General features: G+C 70.6%; 25 protein-coding genes and 1 tRNA gene. 5 read left to right on the top strand and 21 right to left on the bottom strand.

Going from position 1 to position 22,111, the window contains the following annotated elements; translation table 11 throughout:
* Nucleotide 1: 1 nt before the first annotated feature.
* Nucleotides 2-571, bottom strand: a complete 570-nt coding sequence (locus QFW96_RS23950) for a thymidine kinase (protein WP_281457970.1) — start codon at nucleotides 569-571, stop codon at nucleotides 2-4.
* Between the two features lie 142 nt (nucleotides 572-713).
* Here QFW96_RS23950 and QFW96_RS23955 point away from each other — a divergent pair, with 142 nt between their 5' ends.
* On the top strand, nucleotides 714-2,000 hold the full coding sequence (locus QFW96_RS23955) for a Fic family protein (protein ID WP_281457971.1): 1,287 nt from the start codon (nucleotides 714-716) through the stop codon (nucleotides 1,998-2,000).
* 183 nt (nucleotides 2,001-2,183) lie between these two features.
* On the opposite strand, the gene QFW96_RS23960 is transcribed toward QFW96_RS23955, so the two are convergent.
* From QFW96_RS23960 to dnaG, 4 genes are all read right to left on the bottom strand, one after another.
* A tRNA-Asn gene (locus QFW96_RS23960) sits at nucleotides 2,184-2,256 on the bottom strand.
* A gap of 113 nt (nucleotides 2,257-2,369) precedes the next feature.
* On the bottom strand, nucleotides 2,370-3,131 hold the full coding sequence (locus QFW96_RS23965) for a trans-aconitate 2-methyltransferase (RefSeq protein ID WP_281457972.1): 762 nt from the start codon (nucleotides 3,129-3,131) through the stop codon (nucleotides 2,370-2,372).
* An 81-nt stretch (nucleotides 3,132-3,212) separates the two neighbouring features.
* Nucleotides 3,213-3,740, bottom strand: a complete 528-nt coding sequence (locus tag QFW96_RS23970) for a hypothetical protein (protein ID WP_281457973.1) — start codon at nucleotides 3,738-3,740, stop codon at nucleotides 3,213-3,215.
* Nucleotides 3,737-5,629, bottom strand: a complete 1,893-nt coding sequence (dnaG, locus tag QFW96_RS23975; RefSeq protein ID WP_281457974.1) for a DNA primase — start codon at nucleotides 5,627-5,629, stop codon at nucleotides 3,737-3,739. The genes QFW96_RS23970 and dnaG overlap by 4 nt, the downstream gene beginning before the upstream one ends.
* Before the next feature lie 70 nt (nucleotides 5,630-5,699).
* Between dnaG and sigJ the strand changes: the two genes are divergently transcribed.
* Nucleotides 5,700-6,587: an RNA polymerase sigma factor SigJ gene (gene sigJ / locus QFW96_RS23980; RefSeq protein WP_281457975.1), complete on the top strand. Its 888-nt coding sequence runs from the start codon at nucleotides 5,700-5,702 to the stop codon at nucleotides 6,585-6,587.
* A gap of 16 nt (nucleotides 6,588-6,603) precedes the next feature.
* Here the strand turns inward: sigJ and QFW96_RS23985 are convergent, their stop codons facing one another.
* Both QFW96_RS23985 and QFW96_RS23990 read right to left on the bottom strand, forming a co-directional pair.
* The gene (locus tag QFW96_RS23985; RefSeq protein ID WP_281457976.1) at nucleotides 6,604-7,671 is read right to left on the bottom strand and encodes a saccharopine dehydrogenase NADP-binding domain-containing protein; all 1,068 of its coding nucleotides are present in this window, start codon (nucleotides 7,669-7,671) and stop codon (nucleotides 6,604-6,606) included.
* A 43-nt stretch (nucleotides 7,672-7,714) separates the two neighbouring features.
* A complete protein-coding gene (locus QFW96_RS23990; protein ID WP_281457977.1) occupies nucleotides 7,715-8,647 on the bottom strand; it encodes an NADP-dependent oxidoreductase in 933 nt (310 codons plus the stop codon).
* 116 nt (nucleotides 8,648-8,763) lie between these two features.
* On the opposite strand from QFW96_RS23990, the gene QFW96_RS23995 reads away from it, so the two are divergent.
* Nucleotides 8,764-9,330 (top strand): TetR family transcriptional regulator, encoded by a 567-nt coding sequence (locus QFW96_RS23995; RefSeq protein ID WP_281457978.1) that lies wholly within the window; start codon nucleotides 8,764-8,766, stop codon nucleotides 9,328-9,330.
* Between the two features lie 24 nt (nucleotides 9,331-9,354).
* Here QFW96_RS23995 and QFW96_RS24000 read toward each other — a convergent pair whose 3' ends face one another.
* The 6 genes from QFW96_RS24000 to QFW96_RS24025 all read right to left on the bottom strand — a co-directional run bounded on the left by QFW96_RS24000 (nucleotide 9,355) and on the right by QFW96_RS24025 (nucleotide 15,140).
* Nucleotides 9,355-9,921 (bottom strand): carboxymuconolactone decarboxylase family protein, encoded by a 567-nt coding sequence (locus tag QFW96_RS24000; protein WP_281457979.1) that lies wholly within the window; start codon nucleotides 9,919-9,921, stop codon nucleotides 9,355-9,357.
* Nucleotides 9,922-10,026: 105 nt separating this feature from the next.
* On the bottom strand, nucleotides 10,027-11,115 hold the full coding sequence (locus tag QFW96_RS24005) for a serpin family protein (RefSeq protein ID WP_281457980.1): 1,089 nt from the start codon (nucleotides 11,113-11,115) through the stop codon (nucleotides 10,027-10,029).
* 119 nt (nucleotides 11,116-11,234) lie between these two features.
* A complete protein-coding gene (locus QFW96_RS24010) occupies nucleotides 11,235-11,420 on the bottom strand; it encodes a hypothetical protein (RefSeq protein ID WP_093420954.1) in 186 nt (61 codons plus the stop codon).
* Between the two features lie 176 nt (nucleotides 11,421-11,596).
* Entirely contained in the window at nucleotides 11,597-12,874 is a 1,278-nt protein-coding gene (locus QFW96_RS24015) for a deoxyguanosinetriphosphate triphosphohydrolase (protein ID WP_281457981.1), read from the bottom strand.
* Nucleotides 12,875-13,012: 138 nt separating this feature from the next.
* A complete protein-coding gene (locus QFW96_RS24020) occupies nucleotides 13,013-13,666 on the bottom strand; it encodes a YdcF family protein (RefSeq protein ID WP_281457982.1) in 654 nt (217 codons plus the stop codon).
* An 88-nt stretch (nucleotides 13,667-13,754) separates the two neighbouring features.
* Nucleotides 13,755-15,140 carry a glycine--tRNA ligase gene (locus QFW96_RS24025; RefSeq protein WP_281457983.1) on the bottom strand — a complete coding sequence of 462 codons (1,386 nt, stop codon included), beginning with the start codon at nucleotides 15,138-15,140 and terminating at the stop codon, nucleotides 13,755-13,757.
* 181 nt (nucleotides 15,141-15,321) lie between these two features.
* Here QFW96_RS24025 and QFW96_RS24030 point away from each other — a divergent pair, with 181 nt between their 5' ends.
* Complete coding sequence (locus tag QFW96_RS24030; protein ID WP_406692321.1) at nucleotides 15,322-15,777, top strand: ArsR/SmtB family transcription factor; 456 nt, start codon at nucleotides 15,322-15,324, stop codon at nucleotides 15,775-15,777.
* Nucleotides 15,774-16,199 carry a Fur family transcriptional regulator gene (locus tag QFW96_RS24035; RefSeq protein WP_281457984.1) on the top strand — a complete coding sequence of 142 codons (426 nt, stop codon included), beginning with the start codon at nucleotides 15,774-15,776 and terminating at the stop codon, nucleotides 16,197-16,199. The genes QFW96_RS24030 and QFW96_RS24035 overlap by 4 nt, the downstream gene beginning before the upstream one ends.
* A 58-nt stretch (nucleotides 16,200-16,257) precedes the next feature.
* On the opposite strand, the gene QFW96_RS24040 is transcribed toward QFW96_RS24035, so the two are convergent.
* The 8 genes from QFW96_RS24040 to QFW96_RS24075 all read right to left on the bottom strand — a co-directional run bounded on the left by QFW96_RS24040 (nucleotide 16,258) and on the right by QFW96_RS24075 (nucleotide 22,030).
* Nucleotides 16,258-16,959, bottom strand: a complete 702-nt coding sequence (locus tag QFW96_RS24040; RefSeq protein WP_281457985.1) for a TIGR03943 family putative permease subunit — start codon at nucleotides 16,957-16,959, stop codon at nucleotides 16,258-16,260.
* Nucleotides 16,959-17,990: a permease gene (locus QFW96_RS24045; RefSeq protein WP_281457986.1), complete on the bottom strand. Its 1,032-nt coding sequence runs from the start codon at nucleotides 17,988-17,990 to the stop codon at nucleotides 16,959-16,961. Before QFW96_RS24045 ends, QFW96_RS24040 begins: the two co-directional genes overlap by 1 nt.
* 190 nt (nucleotides 17,991-18,180) lie before the next feature.
* Nucleotides 18,181-18,606, bottom strand: coding sequence for a hypothetical protein (locus QFW96_RS24050; RefSeq protein ID WP_281457987.1), 426 nt, complete (start codon nucleotides 18,604-18,606; stop codon nucleotides 18,181-18,183).
* A gap of 3 nt (nucleotides 18,607-18,609) precedes the next feature.
* Nucleotides 18,610-19,440, bottom strand: coding sequence for an isoprenyl transferase (locus QFW96_RS24055; protein WP_281457988.1), 831 nt, complete (start codon nucleotides 19,438-19,440; stop codon nucleotides 18,610-18,612).
* A gap of 58 nt (nucleotides 19,441-19,498) precedes the next feature.
* Nucleotides 19,499-20,314, bottom strand: coding sequence for a DNA repair protein RecO (gene recO / locus QFW96_RS24060; RefSeq protein WP_281457989.1), 816 nt, complete (start codon nucleotides 20,312-20,314; stop codon nucleotides 19,499-19,501).
* 51 nt (nucleotides 20,315-20,365) lie between these two features.
* Complete coding sequence (locus QFW96_RS24065) at nucleotides 20,366-20,767, bottom strand: CD225/dispanin family protein (RefSeq protein WP_281457990.1); 402 nt, start codon at nucleotides 20,765-20,767, stop codon at nucleotides 20,366-20,368.
* Nucleotides 20,768-20,843: 76 nt separating this feature from the next.
* On the bottom strand, nucleotides 20,844-21,290 hold the full coding sequence (locus QFW96_RS24070) for a DUF2752 domain-containing protein (RefSeq protein WP_281457991.1): 447 nt from the start codon (nucleotides 21,288-21,290) through the stop codon (nucleotides 20,844-20,846).
* Complete coding sequence (locus QFW96_RS24075; protein WP_281457992.1) at nucleotides 21,287-22,030, bottom strand: RDD family protein; 744 nt, start codon at nucleotides 22,028-22,030, stop codon at nucleotides 21,287-21,289. Before QFW96_RS24075 ends, QFW96_RS24070 begins: the two co-directional genes overlap by 4 nt.
* Nucleotides 22,031-22,111: the final 81 nt, after the last annotated feature.

Below are 22,111 nucleotides of genomic sequence, written 5' to 3' on the forward strand. Positions count from 1 at the left end.
ATCAGCCCAGCGTGCCGACCTTGTTCAAGTAGCAGGTGCCGCACATGGACTCGTAGCCGACGTCGCCTTCGATGGCGACCTGGCTGCCGTCCTGGGTGAACTCGCCGTCGACGGTCCGCGCGTTGAGCGTCGCCTTGCGGCCGCAGCGGCAGATCGTCTTGAGCTCCTCGATGGAGTGCGCGAGCTCCATCAGCCGCAGGCTCCCCGGGAACCCGCGGGTGCGGAAGTCGCTGCGCAGCCCGTAGGCGATCACCGGGATGCCGTCGAGCACCGCCAGCCGGAACAGGTCCTCCACCTGCTCACCGGTGAGGAACTGCGCCTCGTCGACCAGCACGCAGTCCGGCCTCCCGGAGGCGAGCACGACGTCGCGCAGGGCCGTGTCGGCGTCGGAGACCAGGTCGACGTCCCGCGTCACGTTGATCCGCGACAGAACCACCGGGCTCTTGGTGTCGATCTCCGGTTTCACCACGAAGACCTGCTGGCCGCGTTCCCTGTAGTTGTGCGCGACCTGGATCAACGCGGTCGACTTGCCGGAGTTCATCGCCCCGTACCGGAAGTAGAGCTTCGCCACGACCGAACACAGTAGCGATCCCCGACCCGCCCGCGGCCCCAACCCCGACGCGCAGCCGAAACCTTCACCATGCGACTTCTTGTTTAAGGTTATGCTCACAACCTTAAACAACTCGGCTCGTACTTCAGGATCGGAGAGCCTCATGCCCGACAGCCTCGAGACCGACGGCGACAGGACCAGCCGCGCGGCTTCTGAGCCCGCCGAGAGGTTCGTCTGGCCTGCCGCCGAGCACCGCACCGTGGATTGGAAAACCGATCCTGATCAGTTCATCAACGGCAAGCGTCCGAATTACGCGGACCGGATGCTGGTGGAGATCACGGTTGAAGTTCCGCCGAAGATCGCCCACCTGGACGCCCGCCTCCCCGCCGAACTCGCCGAGCGGTGTCGACACGGAGAAGCCGAAATAACGCGCCTTGACGCCCTCTACGGGGCTCATCCGGTCGGCATCTCCTCCTTTCTCGTCCGATCCGAATCGGTCGCGTCGTCTCGCATCGAACAGGTCTACGCCGACCCCGAAGACGTCGCGCGGGCTTCCATCAACGAGGAGGCGTCCCGGGCCGCGCTCACCACCGCTGCCGCTGCCCGCGCGATGTCCACGCTGGTCAGCCGCCAACGAGCCGACGACCCCTTCTCCGAAACGGCTCTCCTGGAGGCGCACCGAGAACTGCTCGAGGACGAACCGGGGAACAAGTCGTTCGCAGGGCGATACCGGCCGATGCAGAACTGGATCGGAGGCAGCGACTTCTGCCCCCGGAACGCAATCCACGTACCACCCCCGGCCGCAGAGGTGGAACCGCTCATGCGCGACCTCGCGGCGTTCATGAACCGCACCGACATCCCACCGTTGGCACAGGCGGCTCTGGCGCACGGGCAGTTCGAGGCGATCCATCCGTTCGTCGACGGCAACGGCAGGATCGGTAGGGCCGTCATAGCCGCATCATTGCGCCGGCGCGAGGTCACGAAGCAAGTCACGATCCCAATCGCAGCGATGATGCTCGCCGACGTGGACAGCTACTTCGAAGTGCTGATCGGCTATCGCAATGGCGACGCTCACGGCCTGGTGTCGTACCTGGTCGAGGTCGCCGAGGTGGCAACCGCGGAAGCAGGGACCGCAGCCCATCGACTGAGCGAACTGCCGAAGAACTGGCGCGATGCCGTTCGTCCAAGGCGCGGCTCCGCAGCCGCGCACTTGATCGACAGCCTGGTGTCGAATCCGGTGATCAACGCTGCGGTGGCACGAGAACTGACCGGCACCACGATGCCCAGCACGTATCAGGCCATCGACAAACTCACCTCGGCGGGAGTGCTGCGCGAAATCACCGGTACGGCCCGGAACCGCGTGTGGTTGGCCGCCGACGTCACCACGGAATTGGCCGAGCTCGACGAACGCATCGGCCGCCGCGCTCAACCATCGAAGCGCTGGCGCTGACCGAACCGCTGTTCCCGCAGCCGACCAGCGAGACCGAACTCAACCTGTGGCCCATCGGCTTGATCATGCTGGTCCTGAGCCTGAGGTTGGTGGTACCGCTGGCATTGATCATGCGGAGGCGCCGCGAGCGCTCGGACGGTCAGCGGGAAACAAGAAGCCCAGGCCTCGGGCCTGGGCTTTGCGCTCCTCCGACTGGACTCGAACCAGTAACCCTTCGGTTAACAGCCGAATGCTCTGCCGATTGAGCTACGGAGGAATGTTCTCTTGTCGTCGGCGCTCTCTCGCGCTGACGGGAACTACTTTAGCGGATGGCCGAAAGGCCTTTCACGGCACCCCCCACATTAACCCTGCTAGCCGGGTTCGCGCAGGTCACGCACGGTGGGCGACGACGAAGACGCGGCGGAACGGGAACCAGGTCACGCCGTCGGGGCGTTGCGGATAGGCGTGCGAAAGCCGATTCGACAACTCGGTTCGGAACTCCGCCCACTCCTCGTCGTCCAATGCCGCGCGAACCGGTCGCAGCGCCGTACCGGTCACCCACTCCAGCACCGGGTTGTCGCCGCGCAGCGCGTGCACGTACGTCGTCTCCCAGGCGTCGACATCGAGGTCCGGATCGGCCAGCTCGTCGGCGTACTCCAGCGGATCGCGCACGACGTCGTCGTGGCGCAGCACGCCGTCGAGCTTGCCGCGCCAGCGCGGCTCGGCGGCCAGCTCGCGGATCGACGCGTGGGACGGGGCGTCGAAGTTGCCGGGGACCTGGAAGGTGAACCAGGCCCCGCCGGGCAGCTCCGGCAGCCAGCGGTGCAGCAGCTCGACGTGGTCGGGCACCCACTGCAGGACCGCGTTGCACAGCACCACGTCGGTGTCCGGCTGCGGCTTCCAGTCGCGGACGTCCTCGACCCGCGCGGGCACCCCTCGCTCACGTGCGGCGTCGACCATCTCCGCGGAGGCGTCCAGCGCCTCCAGCTCGGCGCGCGGCCAGCGGCCGGTGAGCAGCGCCGTCAGGTTCCCCGCCCCGCACCCGAGATCGACGACGCGGCGCGGGTTCTCGGCGCGGACTCTGGCGATCAGGTCGAAGGCCGGGCGATCGCGCTGATCGCTGAAGGTCAGGTACTTGCCCGGATCCCACATGCCGCCACCTCCGATAGCAGTACGTCCGTACTGTATACGGATCGCGCGGTGCCGTCGAGGGTGTTTCGAGGTGGAACGACCTCAGGCCGGCAGGTCGCGGGACTCGCGCAGGCGCTGCACCAGCGCCCCGACCAGCCGGTCCAGCGCGGCCTCGTCGGTGCCCGGATCGGGCCGGACCTGCAGCTCGATGCCGTTGCGGCCCGGCACCTTGCGCTGGATGAACCACGCGCCCCCGCCCGGCAGCTCCCGGTGGTGGCGGGTGCGGATCGAGCGCGTGACGCGCTCGTGCACCACGTCCGGCAACCGCGACTCGCCGCTCAGCGCCAACCGGCACGGCGCCAGGTCGCGCAGGAACACCGCGCCGTCGATCTGCCGCGTCTCCTCGGCCTCGGTCAAGGTGAGGACGTCGCCGCCCCAGGTGGCCTTGCTGACCAGGTGCCAGCCGACCCGCCGACCCTCGGGCAGCCACAGACCGAGGTGGGTGGCCACCACCGAGCCCTCCGCGCAGGGCGCGACCGCCAGGACCTGCTCGTCGGCGTCGAGGCTGCCCGGGAAGTCCTCCGGGACCTCGGCGGTTCCGCCCAGCTTCGCCAGCAGCCTCTTGATCACAGCGTGGTTCCCATCGCCTGCTCGAGCAGTGCCTTGCGGTAACCCTCCAGGGCGACCATGTCGCCGAACAGGGCGTTGTACTCCTCGGCGTCCTCCAGCGGGGACATCCGCTGGACCTTGGACTTGATGTCCGCGATCTGCCTGCTGACCAGGCGTTCCTGCAACCGGGCGATGATCGCTTCCACGTAGCGCGGGTCGTCCTCGGTCGTCCACTCCAGGACCTCGACCGCCAGCTGCGTGCACAGCCGGGCACCGATCTGGCTCTCGCACCGCTGCGCGACCGCGTCGACCAGAGCGGCGCCGCTCAGGCCCGAAGCCGTGCCGCCCGCGGCCAGCAGAGCCTTCTGCAGCTCGGCGTAGGCGGGCTCGGTGAAGGCCTCGGCGGGCAGCGAGTCGTAGAGCGGACCGGCCAGCGCCGGGACCTGCAACGCCGCCTTGATCGCCTCCCGCTGCAGCCAGCGCGGATCGTGCCGCGGCGGCTTCGGCGGGAGCTCGATCTCCATGCCCAGCGACTGCTGGTTGTCGTCGCGACGCGGGCGGCGCTGCTTGCGCACCGGGGCACCGGAGCTCTCCCGGACCCGCTTGACCACCTGGTTCTCGTCGTTCCAGCCCGCCCACCAGGCGAGCTTCGCCGCGTAGCCGTCGCGGCTGGCCGGGTCCTTGATCTGGGCGACCAGCGGCACGGTGCGCTTGAGCGCGGCGACGCGGCCGTCCACCGAGTCCAGGTCGTAGTCGGTGAGCAGGCTGCGGATGGCGAACTCGAACAGCGGCCTGCGGCGGGCCACCAGGTCGCGCACCGCGGCGTCGCCCTGCGACTCGCGCAGCTCGCACGGGTCCATGTTGTCCGGGGTGATCGCCACGTAGGTCTGGCCGGCGAACTGCTGCTCGCCCTCGAAGGCCTTCATCGCGGCCTTCTGCCCCGCCTCGTCGCCGTCGAAGGTGAAGATGACCTCGCCTCGGAAGGCGTCGTCGTCCATCATCAGCCGCCGCAGCACCGAGATGTGCTCGTCGCCGAACGCCGTGCCGCAGGAGGCGACCGCGGTGGGCACGCCCGCCAGGTGCATGGCCATCACGTCGGTGTAGCCCTCGACGACCACGGCCTGGCGGCGCTTGGCGATCTCCCGCTTGGCCAGGTCGATGCCGAACAGCACCTGCGACTTGTTGAAGATCGGGGTGGCGGAGGTGTTGACGTACTTGGCCTCGATCGGGTCGTCGTCGAAGATCCGCCGCGCGCCGAAGCCGACCACGTCACCGCCGAGGTCCTTCAGCGGCCACAGCAACCTGCGGTGGAACCGGTCCATCGGGCCGCGCCGGCCTTCCCGGGAGAGCCCGCACTTGATCAGCTCTTCGACCTCGAAACCCTTGGACAGCAACAGCTTCGTGAGCTTGTCCCAGCCGCTGGGCGCGAACCCGCAGCCGAAGCGCTGGGCGGCGGCCTCGTCGAAACCGCGCGTGGTCAGGTACTCGCGGGCCGGTTGGGCCTCGGCCGAGCGCAGCTGCTCGGCGTAGAACTCGGCGGCGATGCGGTGCGCCTCGACCATGCGGGACCGGCTGCCCCGGTCGCGCTTGGGCCCGGGCGCGCCGCCCTCGTACTGGAGCTGGAGCCCGACCCGGTCGGCCAGCCGCTCCACCGACTCCACGAAGCCGAGGTGCTCGATCTTCATGATGAAGGCGATGACGTCGCCGCCCTCACCGCAGCCGAAGCAGTGGAAGGTGCCGTGGCTGGGGCGCACGTTGAACGACGGGGTCTTCTCGTCGTGGAACGGGCACAGGCCCTTCTGCGCGCCACCACCGGCGTTGCGCAGCGCGACGTACTCGCCGACGACGTCGTCGATCCGGTTGCGATCGCGCACCTCGGCGATGTCGCTCTCCCGGATCCTCCCTGCCACGTCACCCAGTCTAGGGCCAAGGCGATCGAACACGACCGGGTGGCCGCCCGGATGCGGCAGAATCGATCGCGTGAGCCCCGACACCAGCACCCTCGCCGCCGAGTTCGACCGGCACCGCAGCCGCTTGGTCGGGCTCGGCTACCGGCTGACCGGACGACTCACCGACGCCGAGGACGCGGTGCAGGACGCGTGGCTGCGGCTCGCCGACAGCGATCCCGGCGAGATCCGCGACCTCGGCGCCTGGCTGACCACGGTCGTGAGCCGGTTGTGCCTGGACCGGATGCGCTCGGCAGCGGTGCGGCGGGAGAGCTACGTCGGGCCGTGGCTGCCGGAACCGCTGGTGAGCGCGGTGGATTCGGATCCGGGCGACATCGTGGCCGGGCAGGACGACCTGCGGATGGCGGCGATGCGGGTGCTGCACGAGCTGCCGCCGGACCAGCGGCTCGCGCTGGTGCTGCACGACGGTTTCGAGGTGCCCTTCGCCGAGATCGCCGAGGTGCTGGGCTGCGGCGTTCCGACCGCGCGCCAGCACGCCTCGCGGGCGCGCAGGGCGATGGCCGACGCCGCCCCGCCGGAGCGGGTGCCGCTGCCGGAGCAGCAGCGGGTGATGGAGGAGTTCCTGACCGCGGTGGCGGCCGCGGACCTGGCCGCCGTCACCCGGCTGCTGCACCCGACTGCCGCCGTCTACGGCGACAGCGGCGGCAAGGCCCGCACCGCGCGCCGTCCCGTCGTCGGCGCCGAGAAGGTGGCGCGCTTCGCCGTCGGGCTCATCGAGAAGTACGGCGCCGAACTGGTCACCTCGGCCCGCCCGGTGCTGGTCAACGGCGACTTAGGGCTGCTGTTCCCGGGCACTCCCGAAACGGGTCCCCGGGTGTTCGCGCTGACCGTCCGCGAAGGGCGGACGGCCGAGGTGTTCGACATCGTCAACCCCGACAAGCTCACCCACGTCGAGTTCTAGGGTCTCGACCGGCGGGTCACCGGCCGAGCTCGGGCAGCAAGTACGCGGCACCGCAGGACTCCGCGAGAGCGGGGCCGAACAGGGCGGCCGGGGTGTGCGCGCCGGGCCGTCCCTCGCCGTCCAGCAGTCGCCGGGCGATCTCCGCGGGTACTGCTCCGGTGTACTCCTGCGCGTCGCCCAAGCGCAGCCAGCCTTCTCGGGTCTCGCCGTTCGCCCAGGTCACGACGGCGTGCCCCCAGGAGTGATCGCGCGGGCGCTCCTTCGCCCTGACGCGCACCCGTGCGAGACGGCGTGTGGCGAACGAGCGCAGCCGCTCCCATCGCATGAGGGCGCTCAGGGCGGGCATCATCGCTCGGATCAGCGGCGATGACGGCGCTTCGCTGCTCGCTGAGAGCACGTGGCGGGCACCGCTCGCCCGGTGCGCCGCGAGCAGTTCACCCGCGGGCATGCTCGCGGTGGTGACCTGCGCTCCGTCCGGCAGGGTCAGGCGCACCGCGTCGCTGAAGATCGGCACGGGCACCAAGCGGCCGTCGGTGATCCGGCGGCCGCGGAGGCTGCCCAGGAGCGTTCCGATCAAGGCTTCTCCGGCGGTGCCCTCCTCCATCGCGATCGAGGGCACCATGTCGACGCGGACCCGGAACGGCGCGGGTCGGCCCTCGCACAGCTTCGCCACGACGCTCTCGGTGGCGGTGACGCCGAACCCGGCTCCGGTGACCAGCGCATGACCCGCCTGCGTCGCCGCGTCGTGCATCGCGTACACGGCGGAGAGCGCTTCGACATCGTTGGCCAGGTCGATGTAGTGGCTGCCGGTGGCGCGGCAGGCGTCGATCACCTCGGGGGCCGTTGTGGTGAACGGTCCGACCGCGTTGATGACCACGGCGGGGTGTTGCCGCCGGATTTCCGCGACGGCAGCCGCGAAGGTGGGCGCCAGCAGCGTTTCGCTGCCGGTCGGCCGGGCCGCGGTGCGCAGGCGGTTCGGGTCCCGGCCGACGAGGACGGCCGTCAGGCCCAGCCGGGCGAGTTGTGCCGCGATCTCGCGGCCGCTGCGCCCGGTGCCGCCGAGCACCCAGATCTGTGCGGTCATTCGGAGGGCTCCTTGCGATCGAGTGCCAGGCCGGAGCCGACGGTCAGCCGGTGGTGATGACGAGCTTGCCGCCCTTGGGCGTGCCCTCGCGCTCGAGCTCGGTGAGCGCCTCGATGGCCCCGGTGAGCGGCACCGTTCGGGCGACCGGGACGCGCAGCGCGTCGCGTCCGGCGGCGCGCGCGACCTCCTCGATGTCCGCCGTGACGGGCCTGGCGATCAAGACGTGGTACGGGCCCGGCAGTGCGCTCCTGGCCATGCTCGCGGGTGTGGGGTGGATGCCGACGATGCGTCCGCCCGGCTTGAGCATCTTCTTCGCCGCGTCGACCGGGAGCGTGTCGGCGGTGTCGACGACGAGGTCGAATCGGCCGTTGAGCGCCGTCGGGTCGAAGCCGAACTCGACGATCGGGTCGAGGCCGAGGTGGCGGGCGTCGTGCGTGGCCGGGTTGCGGCAGCTGCCTCCCACCGAGGCGCCGTGCGCCAGTGCGATCTGTGCGGCGGATCGGCCGACTCCGCCGAGGCAGCCGTTGATGAAGACCGCTTGCCCGGGTTGCAGCTTTCCCGTCTTGAGCACGGCCTGGAGGGCGGTGAGGCCCACGGTCGGGATGGCGGCCGCCTCCTCGAAGGAGAGGTTCGCGGGCTTGGTCACCACCCCCTTCTCCTCGGCCAGGACCATCTCGGCGAATGCACCGGACGCCTTGATCGACGCCCCGCCGAGCACTTCGTCACCGACGGCGAGCCGAGTGGCGCCCTCGCCGACGGCCTCGACGACGCCTGCGAAGTCGTAGCCCAGCCCGCGCGGGAACTTCCGCCCGGTCACCACCTTCATGGCTCCGTTGCGGACGCCCCAGTCCATCGGGTTGGCCGCGGCCGCCCGCACGCGGACGAGAACCTCACCCGGACCGGGACGAGCCGGTTCGAACTCCTCCAGGCGCAGGACCTCGGGGCCGCCGTACTGGTGGTACTGGATGCGCTTCATCGTGACCTCCACCCACTGATGTCATCCGATGACATGACTCTAGCACCGATGTCATCGGATGACATCGCAGCGAACCGAGAGCCGTGTCACGAGGTGACATCACCTAGACTCGCCGCATGGGACGATGGAAGCCCGGGGCACGCGACAGGCTTCGCGAAGCCGCGCTGTCGCTCTACCTGGAACGCGGCTTCGAGCAGACGATGGTGGCGGACGTGGCCGAACGTGCGGGCGTCACCGCCCGCACGTTCTTCCGGTACTTCGCCGACAAGCGCGAAGTCCTCTTCGACGATTCCTCCGTCCTGGAAGAGAAGTCGCTGGCCGCACTCGACGGGCTGCCGGCCACGACGTCAGCGCTGGACGCCGTCGCGGCCGTGCTCGACACCGTGGCCCAGATGGTCGGCGACGACCGCGAGCTCGCCCGCAAGCGCCAAACCGTGATCATGGCCAACGCCGACCTCCGCGAACGCGAGTTGATCAAGCTCACGTCGCTGTCCGCAGCCCTGGCCGACAAGCTGCGACAACGAGGCGTCGGCGACATCGAGGCCAGCCTCGCCGCCGAGACCAGCGTCGCGGTCTTCCGAGTCGCCTTCTCGCGATGGGTCACCGCCCCCGAGAACCACGACCTCCGCGACCTCCTCCGCGAGACGTTGGACCGCCTGCGGACCCTGACCGCCGACCGCTGAGCGACCCACGCCCGCTCACTCCACCTACGGCATCGGGACCTTGCACGCCTCGCCGCTGGTGAAGCCCTGGGCCGTGAGGCCGAGGGCGTGGTTGAAGCGGGTGCGCTGGTTCTCCAAGGCGATCATGTGGGTCAGCTCGACCACGCCCTTGTGGCCGAGGCGCCGGTCGAGTTCGGCGACCTGCTCGTCGGTGACCTGCATGGGCTGCTCGGTCATGGCGTCGGCGTAAGCGAGGACGAGCTTCTCCACCTCGGAGTAGGAGTCCGAGTCCTGGTAGTCGTCGATGTGCTTGAGCCGTTCGACGTCCAGGCCGTCGTTGCGCTGCAGCATGACGCCGAAGTCCACGCACCAGGAGCAGCCGATCTTGGTGGCCACCTTGTAGATCGCCAGCTCGCGCAGGTTCGCGGGCAAGGTCGTGGCGGCCTTCTCCACCGCCATCTCCGACACGCCGGCGGCCATGAGCAGGCCCTGGTGGTGGGCGACCACGGCCAGCGGGTCCAGCACCGCGCCGTAGCGGCGCCGGGAGAACTTGTAGGTGAGCCTGGTCAGCAGGTTCGCTTCGCTGGTCGGCACGCCCGGAATGCGCGGCATCTGCTCTCTCCCTCCTCGTCACCCCGGCTCTCGGGGTTCGTCACCGGAGTGACGAGACGGGATCGCGAAGCGTGACAGTCCGGGCTCGGATCAGCCCCGCCCGGATCAGCTCGGATCGGTGATGCGGGCCAGGAAGTAGAGCGCGCCGCTGTCGCGGTGGCGGACCAGGAACAGGAACGGGCGGTCGATCTCGACGCGGACCGGGTCGGGTTCGCGGACGACGGCGGTCAGCCGCATCATCATCGCCGTCGCCGCCGCTCCTTCCAGGCCCGCTTCGTCGACGTCGAGGACCGCCTCGTGCAGGACCTCCGAGACCCGCAGCGACCGGTCGGTGAGCGGGGTGAAGTCGGCGGCGGGCGTGAACAGGTCGTGCACGCCCAGCGCGCCGAGGGGTTCGGTGAGCTCGGCTCCGCCGGTGACCTTGAAGCGCGGCATCAGCAGCTCGACCTTGCGCTGCTCCACCGCCCCGAGCAGGCCGGACAGCCGCGCGGCGTCGAGACCGGCTTCGGCGGTGGCCAGGTCCTCGTCAGGCAGCAGGGCGATCGCCTCCACTCCCCCGGCGGCCGGGATCGCGACGGCCTGCCAGCCGTCGGTGGCGGCGTGGCCGAGGGTCCGCGAGGCCGTCATGGTGGGCACGTCGCGGTCGCCGTCGGGCGCGTGGAACGGGTGCGGGGCCGTCTTGGTCTCCTCGAACGCCTCCTTCCAGGAGACCTTCAGGTAGAGGGCGTTGACCAGGGCCGCGACGGTCTGCGGGTGGACCGATCCGGCGGGCAGCAGCTCGGGGATGAGGTCGCGGGTGGTCTCGGCGACGTCGGCGTTGATGAGCTTGCGGGCCGCCTCCGGGTCGTCGCGGAACGGGGCGTTGCGCACCGCGCTGCCCGGCCAGTCCTGGAGCGCGAGCCGGTAGGAGTCCTCGACGGGCAGCTCGGCGTGCGCCCAGAGGGTGTTGGCGACGGCCAGCACCGGCTGCTCACCGGAGGCCGCGGTCAGCTCCGCGGACGCGCCGAGCAGTTCCAGCAGGGTCGCCGGTTCGTCGCGCAGCGCGCCGACCAGCTCCTGCCTGGTGCGGCCGCCGGTGGCGGTGGCGGCGAGCCCGAGCGCGCTGCTCACCGAGTACGGCGACCAGCAGAAGGTCTTCGTCGGCGGTGGAGCCAGGCACTCGTGCAGGGCCAGGGCGAAGTCGAGGTGGTTCACGTCCGCAGGGCTCCGTTCCGCGTCGAGGGGGCTCGGGCTTGATCCCGAGTCTGCCAGAGCGCGGAGGTCGGACCGGCCTGCGAACGCCGCCGGTTCCTAGCCGGTTTTCCCGTTCCGCCTCAGCGGAGGGACTCCTCGATGTCGCTGAGCCCCATGAGGCGGAGTTCCTGGGCGATGTACTCGGCCGCCCGCTGGCCGGCGGGGTCCTGCCAGCGGAGGTCCTTGATCCAATCGGCGAGGTTGTCGGCGTTGACGTACGGCTCTCCACCGACGACGAGCTTCTGGATGTAGTGCCGGTTGCGCATTCGGGGTCTCCTCGCGGCCCGGCGTCGGGGGAACGACGGGCCGCCGCCGCTCGGCTCGGGGTGCCGCGCGGTACGGGGATCAGGGCACAGTGCCGCCGGCAGAACCGCCGGACGCCACTCTGGGTAAGGATTGTCCCCGACGAAGCGAGATCCATTCACCCCCATTCGGATTAACGTCACAGTGGTTTGGACACGTTGTGTACATGCTGTTCGTGCCAGGTCACCGCCTGCGCATCCGTCAGCGACGCCACCTGGTCCAGAACCACCCGATACCGGGAGGAATCGTCCGAAGCTCGCATCCAGGCATCGCGCAGCACCGGATCCAGTGACGCCGGGGCGCTCGCGGCCAGCGCCTCGACGAGCTCGGCCAGCAGCTCCCGCTGCCGCGCCTGCTTGCGCCTGCGCTCGGCGTCGTGCAGCACGTAGCGCACCGCCATCGCCTTGAGCACCGTCACCTCGGCCACCGCCTTCTCCGGGAGCACCAGGTCAGCGCGGTAGCGCGTCAGCCCCGGGCCGAAGCGGGCCACCGTGCCCGAGACCGCCGCCGCCACGAACCGTCCGACGAGTTCGCTGGTCAGCCGCTTGAGCGCGACCTGCGCGGAGAGCGTGCCGTCGTGGTCGAGCACCGCGGCCACCACCGGCCAGCGCATTAGGTCCTCGGCCGCCGCCTCCAGCAGCGCGGTCTCCCCGCTGCGCAGGAAACGCTCGTCGGCGAGCTTGGCGATCTGCGCGCGCTCCTGCGGATCGGTCAGCGCGCGCAGCGAGATCCGGCCGGAGATCACCGCGTCCTCGACGTCGTGCACCGAGTACGCCACGTCGTCCGCCCAGTCCATGATCTGCGCTTCCAGGCACCGGCGCCCCTCGGGCGCACCCTCGCGCAGCCACCCGAAGACCTCCAGGTCATCGCCGTAGACGCCGAACTTGGTCTCCCCCGGGCGCTGCGGCCACGGGTACTTCGTCGCCGCGTCCAGGCAGGCGCGGGTGAGGTTCAGGCCGCGCCCGATCTCGCCGTCGTCGGTGACCTTCGGTTCGAGCCGGGTGAGGATCCGCAACGTCTGCGCGTTGCCCTCGAAACCCCCGAAGCCGGTCGCGAGCTCGTCGAGGGCCTTCTCCCCGTTGTGCCCGAAGGGCGGGTGGCCGATGTCGTGCGCCAGTCCCGCGGTGTCGACGAGGTCGGCGTCGGCGCCCAGCGCGGTGGCGATGCCCCGGCCGATCTGCGCGACCTCCAGCGAGTGCGTCAGCCGCGTGCGCGGCACGTCACCGCCCTCGTTCGGGCCCATGACCTGCGTCTTCCCCGCGAGTCGGCGCAACGCCGCGGAGTGCAGCACCCGGGCGCGGTCGCGCGCGAAGGGCGTCCGGTCGTCCGGGTGCGCCGACGCGGCCTCCTTCGGCGTCTCGGGGTGCCACCGCTGGAGGTCGTGCTCGCCGTACCCGGCCAGGTTCACGGAGCTCATCGCTCCGAGGCTAAAGCCCAGGGATGACAAAACCTCGTCACGACCCCGACGAGCGGCCTAACCGTCAGGCGAACGCCGCAGGCGCTTTCGCCCCATCCCGAGCAAGCGACCGGCACCGCCGCGCGAAGAACGCGGCCTTCAGCCCAGGCCGTCGCCGTTGAGCTCCGCCGGGGCGTGGGTGAGGCGGTAGTAGAGCAGGGCGCCGGTCTCGCGGACGATGTACTTCATCTGGATCTCGCGGGTCTGCACCACCGGACCCGAGCGGGCCGGGGACGCCCACGACTCCAGACCCATGTCGGTGGCCATCGTGCGGGCGCGCAGCGAGTGCCACGGATCGCTGACGATCAGAGCGGTGTCCCAGCGGCGCTGCTCGGCCAGGTCGGTGACGGCCTGCATGCTGCCGAGGGTGTCGCTGCCGACGTCGACGTCGACGATCTTGTCGCGCGGAACGCCGTTCTCCACCAGCCAGTTCTTGCCGGCCTGCGCCTCGGTGTAGGTGTCGCCCGCCTTGCGGCCGCCGACGGTGACGATGTAGTCGGTCAGCCCGTCCTCGTAGAGCCCGAGGGCCTGCTCCAGCCTCGCTTCGAGGATGTCCGACGGCTTGCCGTGGTACTGCGCGGCACCCAGCACCACCACGATGTCCACCGGCTGCCGGTCGTCGGCGCGGGCGACCTGCCACACGCGGATCGCGGTACCGCCGATCACCAGGACGACCACCAGCAGCGTGCCGAGCAGGGCACGCGAGAGGATGCGCCCGGTGCGCGACCGGTGGGCGGGATGATGTGCGCTCACCCAGGCATCCTCGCAGACCCGCACCCGGCCGCGACCGGGCCGGGCCCGTCCTGGGACGGACCCGGCGATCCGGTGTTCCGCATCGTGATCAGCAGCCGATCAGCCGGGCGCCGAGGTACTCCTCCAGCTTGTCGACGGCCACCCGCTCCTGGCTCATCGTGTCCCGCTCTCGGACCGTGACCGCCTGGTCGGAGAGGGTGTCGAAGTCGATCGTCACGCAGAACGGCGTGCCGATCTCGTCCTGCCGCCGGTAGCGGCGGCCGATCGCGCCCGCGTCGTCGAAGTCGACGTTCCAGTTGCGGCGCAGCATCGCCGCCACGTCGCGGGCCTTCGGCGAGAGCTCGGCGTTGCGCGACAGCGGCAGCACCGCGGCCTTCACCGGAGCCAGCCTGCGGTCCAGCTTGAGCACCACGCGCTTGTCCACGCCGCCCTTGGCGTTGGGCGCCTCGTCCTCGGTGTAGGCGTCGATCAGGAACGCCATCATCGGACGGCCCACGCCCGCCGCCGGTTCGATCACGTACGGGCGGTAGCGGGAGTTGCTGGCCTGGTCGAAGTAGGTCAGGTCCACGCCCGAGTGGTTGGAGTGCGTGGTGAGGTCGAAGTCGGTGCGGTTGGCGATGCCCTCCAGCTCGCCCCACTCCTGACCGCCGAAGCGGAACCGGTACTCGATGTCGACGGTGCGCTTGGAGTAGTGCGACAGCTTGTCGGCGGGGTGCTCGTACTCCCGCAGGTTGTCCGCCGCGATGCCCAGGTCCGTGTACCAGCGCATCCGCTGGTCGATCCAGTACTGGTGCCACTGCTCGTCCTCGCCGGGTTCGACGAAGAACTCCATCTCCATCTGCTCGAACTCACGGGTCCGGAAGATGAAGTTGCCGGGCGTGATCTCGTTGCGGAAGCTCTTGCCGATCTGGCCGATGCCGAACGGCGGCTTCTTGCGCGCGGTGGTCATCACGTTGGCGAAGTTGATGAAGATGCCCTGCGCCGTCTCCGGCCGCAGGTAGTGCAGGCCCTCCTCGGACTCCACCGGGCCCAGGAAGGTCTTGAGCATCATGTTGAACTCGCGCGGCTCGGTGTACTGGCCGCGGTTGCCGCAGTTCGGGCACGGGACGTCCGACAGGTCGTCCTCGGTGACCTCCTTGCCGGTGCGCTCGGAGTACTCCTCGGCGAGCTGGTCGGCGCGGAAGCGGCGGTGGCAGGAGGTGCACTCCACCAGCGGGTCGTGGAAGGCGCCGACGTGTCCGGATGCCTCCCAGACCTGGCGCGGCAGGATCACCGACGAGTCCAGGCCGACGACGTCGTCGCGGCCCTGCACCATGTGCTTCCACCACTGGCGCTTGATGTTGTCCTTGAGCTCCACGCCCAGCGGTCCGTAGTCCCAGGCCGACCGGGTACCGCCGTAGATCTCGCCGGACGGGAACACGAATCCGCGGCGTTTGCAGAGGCTGACGATCGTGTCGATCTGGTCGGCGGGCACGTTCACTCCGGAGATGTCACTGGAAACCTGTCGAACCAGCCGTTCCAGCTGGGGTTTCCCAGCGTACCGATGCCGCGACCGCCGCTTTCGAGCTGGGCCGTGCGCGCTGCGGCGCCGTGCGCTCGCGGCGGGTGATCGGACCGGCATCGACCGATCGGGGCGCTCCCCCGCTACCCGTAGGATGGGGCGCGTGGAACGTCATGGCGTGGCCCCCGACCAGAGCGCGGCTCCGCGTCCGGACCGGCCGGAGGACCACGTCCACTCGCCGGACCGCGAGGTGCGGCCGGTTCCGGTGCGCGACCAGCGGGTGCTGCACGACGCCGGGGAGCTGCTGCGCGCGCTGGCCGCGCCCGTGCGGATCGCGATCGTGCTGCAGCTGCGCACCTCGGAGCGCTGCGTGCACGAGCTGGTCGACGCGCTGGGCGTCGCGCAGCCGCTGATCAGCCAGCACCTGCGGGTGCTGAAGTCGGCGGGCGTCGTCTACGGCGAGCGGCACGGCCGGGAGGTCATGTACCGACTGGTCGACGAGCACCTGGCGCATATCGTGGTGGACGCGGCGGCCCACGCCGAGGAGATCTCCCGCGAGCGCGCGGGTGACGACGCGAGCAACGGCGGACAGGAGACGGAGACAGCGTGACCACCGGCCAGGAGCCCACCGTCGGAGTACCGGGACTGCGGGCCACCAAGCAACGCGCTGCGGTGTCGCAGCTGCTTGACCAGGTCAACGACTTCCGCTCGGCCCAGGAGCTGCACGAGGAGCTGCGGCGGCAGGGCGAGGGGATCGGTCTGACGACCGTCTACCGCACGCTGCAGACCCTCGCCGACGCCGGCGAGGTGGACGTGCTGCGCACGCCCTCGGGCGAGGCGGTCTACCGCCGCTGCTCCAGCCACCACCACCATCACCTGCTGTGCAGGCACTGCGGTCGCACCGTCGAGGTCGCCGACCCGCCGGTGGAGAGCTGGGCCGAGCGCATCGGCGCCGAGCACGGCTTCTCCGACGTCAGCCACACCGTCGAGATCGTCGGCACCTGCCCGGACTGCACCGCCAAGGGCCTCTGACGACGGTGTCGAGGTTCTGTGCTGCGCGGTGCCGGCAGCGGGACCCGGGAGACCTCACCTAGTACTCGTAGCTGTCCGGCGGGGCCGGGATCTGCTTGATCGTCTGCGGGTCCACGGTCGGGACGTAGTCGTTGGCCTCGGTGGCCGTGCCCGGGCGGAGGCGTCCGGTGATCTCGATCCAGGTGTCGGCCGGGAGCTGCTCGGCGCGCGGGCTGGCCAGGTCGACCTTGACCGGGGTGGCATCGGCCGCGCAGCAGCTGATCCGCATCCGGGCGAGCTGGGTGGTCTGCGGTGTCGGGTGCACGACGAAGCCCTGCAGCCGCACCGTGCGGTCGTTCAGCTCGCCGGTGTCGTCCCAGACCACGCGGGTCAGGAACTCCGACATGCTCAGCATCGGCGCCTCCCCCGGTGGCAGCGGCGGGAAGCGCGCCTGGCTCGGTTCGGCCGGAGCGGCGGCGGCGCGGTCGCGGGTGACCGAGTCCGAGCCCAGCGCGGGCGGGGCCACCAAGAAGATCGCGAAGACCGGGAGCAGCAGCATCCACGGGCTGCGGGTGCCGTGCTCGTGCCCGTCCACGGCGTGCCCGGCGCGGACGTCTCGGACGATGGCGACACCGGCGAGCGCGATCATCACCACCCCGGCGGCGATCAGCCACGGGTGCAGCGAGGGCTTGACGTAGCGCAGGTAGTCGCCGGTGAGCGCGATCTTCAGCAGCGCGCCGCCGAGCAGCACCAGCAGGATGTTCTGGCTCTCCCGCCGCATCAGGCACCTCCCAGCAGCGCGGCGCCCACGGCGCACGCGCATCCGATCGCGACCAGGAACGTCGCCGGTGCGAACCGCGCGGCGAAGCGGCGGCCGAAGGCCCCGGACTGCAGCGCGATCAGCTTGAGGTCGACCGCCGGGCCGACCACCAGGAACACCAGCTTCGGCAGCAGCGGCAGACCGGGCATGGAGGCCACCACGAACGCGTCGGCCTCGCTGCACAGCGCCAGCACGACCGCCAGCACCGCCATGACCAGCACGCCGAGCAGCAGCTGGCCGCCGAGGGTCTCCAGCCATTCGGCGGGCACCAGCACGTTGAACACCGCCGAGGTCAGCCCGCCCAGGACGAGGAACCCGCCCGCCTCGACGAGGTCGTGCCGGGCGGATTCGGCGAACACAGCCCACCGGCCGCCCTCGCCGTGGTGGGCTTCGACGCGGCGCAGCGCGCGCTCGGCGAGCCACTCGGCGCGGCCGAGCTTCGCCCACAGCCAGCCCATCGCGCAGGCGGTCAGCAGCGAGCCGAGGAAGCGCGCGGGCACCATCCACGGATCGGCGGGGAAGGCCACCGCCGTGGAGACCAGGACCACCGGGTTCACCGCGGGCGCGGCCAGCAGGAACGTCAGCGCGACGGCCGGGGTGACGCCCTGCTGCATCAGCCGTCGCGCCACCGGCACCGACGCGCACTCGCATCCGGGCAGCGCGACCCCGGCCAGACCGGCCACCGGCACCGCCGCGCCGGTGCGCGCGGGCAGCGCGCGGCGCAGCACCCGAGGCGGCACGAACGCCGCGATGAGGCCGCTGAGCAGGACCCCGAACACCAGGAACGGCATGGCCTGCACGCACACCGCGACGAACACGGTGGCCCCGGTGCGCAGCGCCGGGACGTCGAGCACCGCGGTCAGCTGCGGCTGGAAGATCACGGCCAGCACGAGCAGCCCGCACATCACCTCCAGCGAGGTGATGACGGGACGGCGCGTTCGTCGCGGTCCGGGCATCCGCTGCGGGTCGGCGATCTCGGTCACGAGCGCCATCGTGCCAGTGGCCCGGGCCGATCCGCGGGGCCGCGACCGCCGATGTGACGAAGCCCCAGGTCAGTCGGACTCCCGACACACCGGCGAGTCACCCGCGCGAGTGCCGTGCGGACGGTTTTAGCCATAATCGTCCGGACAAAGCGGACTTTGATCACGGGTGATTATGGCTAAAACCGTCACCTGGTGAGGCTCAGGCGGTCCCCTCGGACTCCGCGAGCAGTTCCGAGCGCAGCTGGGACGCCGTGGCGACCACCAGCATCAGCAGCGTGCCCAGCGGCGACGGGTCCATGCCCTCGGCCGGGAACGCGTAGCGCAGGGTCACGTCCACGCCCCGCTCCGTGCGCACCACGCCCAACGTGCCGAACAGCCCCTGACCTGCGCGTTCGGCGACCGACTGGGCCAGCTCGTCGCCCGCAGGAAGGTCCCACGCGACCACGCAGGTCAGGCTCAGCACCGTCAGGCCCTCGGCCAGCTGCATCGCCTGAACCGCGCACGGCACCTCCGAGTGCCGGAACGTCAGCGCACCGTCGTCGTCGACGTGCACGTCGTGGTAGTTCTCCAGCGCTTCTTTGGCCGCGGTCATCAACCGCGCGGTGGTTGCGGCCTCTTGGGTCATCAACTAGCCCTCCTGGGCCGACGTGGCTGTCGCCGACCGATCGATTGCGCCGCCGAAGCGGCGGTCCCGGCGCGCGTACTGCTCGCACGCCTGCCAGAAGTGCGTGCGATCGACGTCCGGGAACAGCGTGTCCTGGAAGACCATCTCGGCGTAGGCCGACTGCCAGAGCAGGAAGTTCGACGTCCGCTGCTCCCCCGACGGCCGGATGAACAGGTCCACGTCCGGCATCTCCGGCTGGTAGGTGTACTTCGCGATCGTCCGCTCGTCCACCCGGTCCGGGTTGATCTTCCCGGCGGCCGCCAGTCGCGCGATCTCCCGCGCGGCGTCACCGACCTCCGCGCGCCCACCGTAGTTCACGCACATCGTCAGGTTGAGCACTTCGTTGCCAGCGGTTCGAACCTCGGCGTCCTGCAGGGTGTTGACCACGCTGCGCCACAGCTTCGGCTTGCGCCCCGCCCAGCGGACCCGCACGCCCATCTCGTCGAGCTCGTCGACGCGGCGCGCGATCACGTCCCGGTTGAAGCCCATCAGGAAGCGCACCTCCTCGGGGCTGCGCTTCCAGTTCTCCGTGGAGAACGCGTACAGCGACAGCCACTTCACGCCGAGCTCGATGGCACCCTTGGCCAGCTCAAGCACCACGGCCTCGCCGCGCTTGTGCCCCTCGACGCGCGGCAGCCCGCGCTCGTTGGCCCAGCGCCCGTTGCCGTCCATGACGACCGCGACGTGGTTGGGCACGAACTCGGCCGGCAACGCCGGCGGCTCGGCCCCCGAGGAGTGCGGCTCAGGTGCCCGGACCGTCGGGTCGTCCTTGCCTCGTCCGCGGCGTCGCAACATATCCAGGTTCTCCTTCGGCGTGCTCGACGTGCGTGGCCATTGTCCCCGTCGAGCGCGGTCACCCGTTCAGCGGCTGCCCGCTCTCGGCCTCCGCCACTCCGACCAGCGCCGCTTCCGCCGCCCGCTCGCGGATCAGCTCGGGCACCGTCCGCTCCACCAACGGCAAGGACCGCAACTGCCGCTCCATGTACCACTGCAGGTGCGCGGCGATCAGACCGCTGGCCTCCCGGCGGACCGGGTTCGCGGCGGCCTCGGCGGCGTCCCAGTCACCGTGCAGCAACGCCTCCATCAGCGGCAACGTCGACGACGATGGCCGGACCGATCCAGCGGGACGGCACGTCGCGCACACCGCGCCACCGGCCTGGACGTTGAACGTCGCGTGCGGGCCGGCCTGGCCGCAGCGCGCGCACTCGGTCAGCGCGGGCGCCCACCCGGCGAAGGACATGGCGCGCAGCAGGAAGGCGTCGAGCACCTGGGAGGAGTCGCGGTCCCGGCCGGACAGGGCGCGCAGCGCGCCCACGGCCAGCAGGTAGAGGCGCAGCACCGGCTCGCCCTCCTCAGCGGCCAGCCGGTCGACGGTTTCCAGCACCGCGCAGGCCGCGGTGTACCGCTGGTAGTCCTCGACGATCTGCACGCCGAAGGCGTCGACGGTCTGCACCTGGGTGATGACGTCGAGCGTGCGGCCGGTGTAGAGCTGCACGTCGACGTGGCAGAACGGCTCGACCCGCGCACCGAAGCGCGAGGTCGTGCGGCGCACGCCCTTGGCGACCCCGCGCACCTTCCCGTAGCGGCGGGTCAGCAGCGTGATGATCCGATCCGCCTCACCCAGCTTCTGCACCCGCAGCACGACCGCGGTATCCCGGTAGAGGCTCACCCGTCCATTTTCGCACGTGGCCGCCCTGCCTCGGACGCGCGTGAGCGCGGATCAGTACGGCATCTCCTGCCGCATCTGGTTGATCACGGCGAAGAAGGCGATGAAGTAGACGATCATGAGCAGGAAGAGCAGCCCGTAGAGCACGGCCCCGGTGATCACACCGGCCTTGCCCCAGTTCTTCGCCGCGCGCGACGAGTCCTCGGCTCCCCGGTAGTTGCCCTGGTACCAGAGCGGGGCGACTTCCACGCACTTGACCAGCGCGGGAATGCCGAGCGGCCAGAACAGCAGCATGCCCGCGATCGCCCAGCCGAGGTGGTTCCTGATCGGCATCGGCGGCTGCGGGGTGAAGTTGAACTGCGGCTGCGGGAACTGCCCGGGCGGCGGGTACTCGACGTTCGGCGGCTGCTCGACGCTCGGCGGCTGCTGGCCCTGCGGTGCGGGTTCCTCGGTCATCGCTCCACCCCCATGTATCGGTCTCGCCCGGCCACGGTACTTCGATCCCGCGGTCCGCACGGTGTCGTCCGCCGAGCTAGACGCGCAGGGCGGGGACGGTGTTGCGGAGGACGACCCACGCGGCGGTGACGGCCAGCAGGACGTGCGGGGTCCCGCGCCACCGGGTCCAGGTCGGCAGGGCGGTGCCGAGCCGACCGGCCGCCCACGCGATCCACGACCAGGCCAGCAGCGGCAGCAGCAGGACGGCGAGCGCGTTGTAGTGCCACGCGGCGGGCAGGTCGGCGTGCAGCAGGCTGAACAGCATCCGCGTGCCCCCGCAGCCCGGGCAGTCCAGGCCGGTCAGGAGCTTGATCGGGCACGGCGGCAGCGGGAAACCGCCGTCCGAGGTCGGGTCGGCGGCGAGCACCAGCGCGGCGCCCGCGCAGCCGACCAGCACCGTCGCGGCGGGCAGCCGCATCCGGTGGAGGAACGACGATGCCGTCGCGGGACGTCCCGCGACGGCATCGATCCGGGTCGAGCTCACCACTGCTGCGGCGGCTGCCCGTAGCCCTGCTGCGGCGGCTGGAAGGCGCCCGGCGCTCCCGGCGCCTGCGGGGCCTGCGGCACGTCCGGGGCCGCGACCACGACGGTCTTCATGATCTTGTCCGCCCAGGTCTGCTTCTTCTCGTCCCACAGCGGCGACAGCCAGCCGATGGGCAGACCGCAGATCGCCGAGTCGAGGACGTGGCAGATCTGGCGCAGGAAGGCGTTGCCGAAACCGATCGGCTGCCCGGTCGCCTCCGAAACCGTCTTGATCTTGGCGACCTTCTGGCCGATCGTCTGACCGGTGGTGCCGCGCCGGTAGCAGGTGTTCCAGATCGTGAACACCAGCAGCGCGAGGTAGAAGATCCCCATCACGATGCCGAAGATGATCAGGGTGGTCATCGCGGTGTCCTCATCGCCGCCGGTACCGGCCAGAACACCACCCATCACCGCGCCGGAGATCATGTACAGGACGAAGAACGCCAACATCGGAATGCCACCGTCGATCAGGTAGCCCAGCACGCGCGTGCCCCACTCGGCCAGCTGACCGGCCGGGTGCGCACCCGGCGCACCGTAGGGCGCCGGCGGGTACTGGCCCGGGTAGCCCTGCTGCGGCGGGTACGGCTGCTGGGGCTGGGGCCCCGACGGGGGACCGAAGGGCTGCTGCGGCTGCGGGCCCGAAGGCGGGCCGCCGTAAGGCTGCTGCGGACCGGACGGCGGGCCGCCGTAGGGGTAATTCACGACAGGATTCCTTTTGTCACAGGGTTTTCGAAGCGTCTGAAGGCCCGCTGCGAGGCCGTTCGGAAACGTAGCTCAGACGCA

Source organism: Saccharopolyspora ipomoeae (assembly GCF_029952525.1).
Classification (GTDB): domain Bacteria; phylum Actinomycetota; class Actinomycetes; order Mycobacteriales; family Pseudonocardiaceae; genus Saccharopolyspora; species Saccharopolyspora ipomoeae.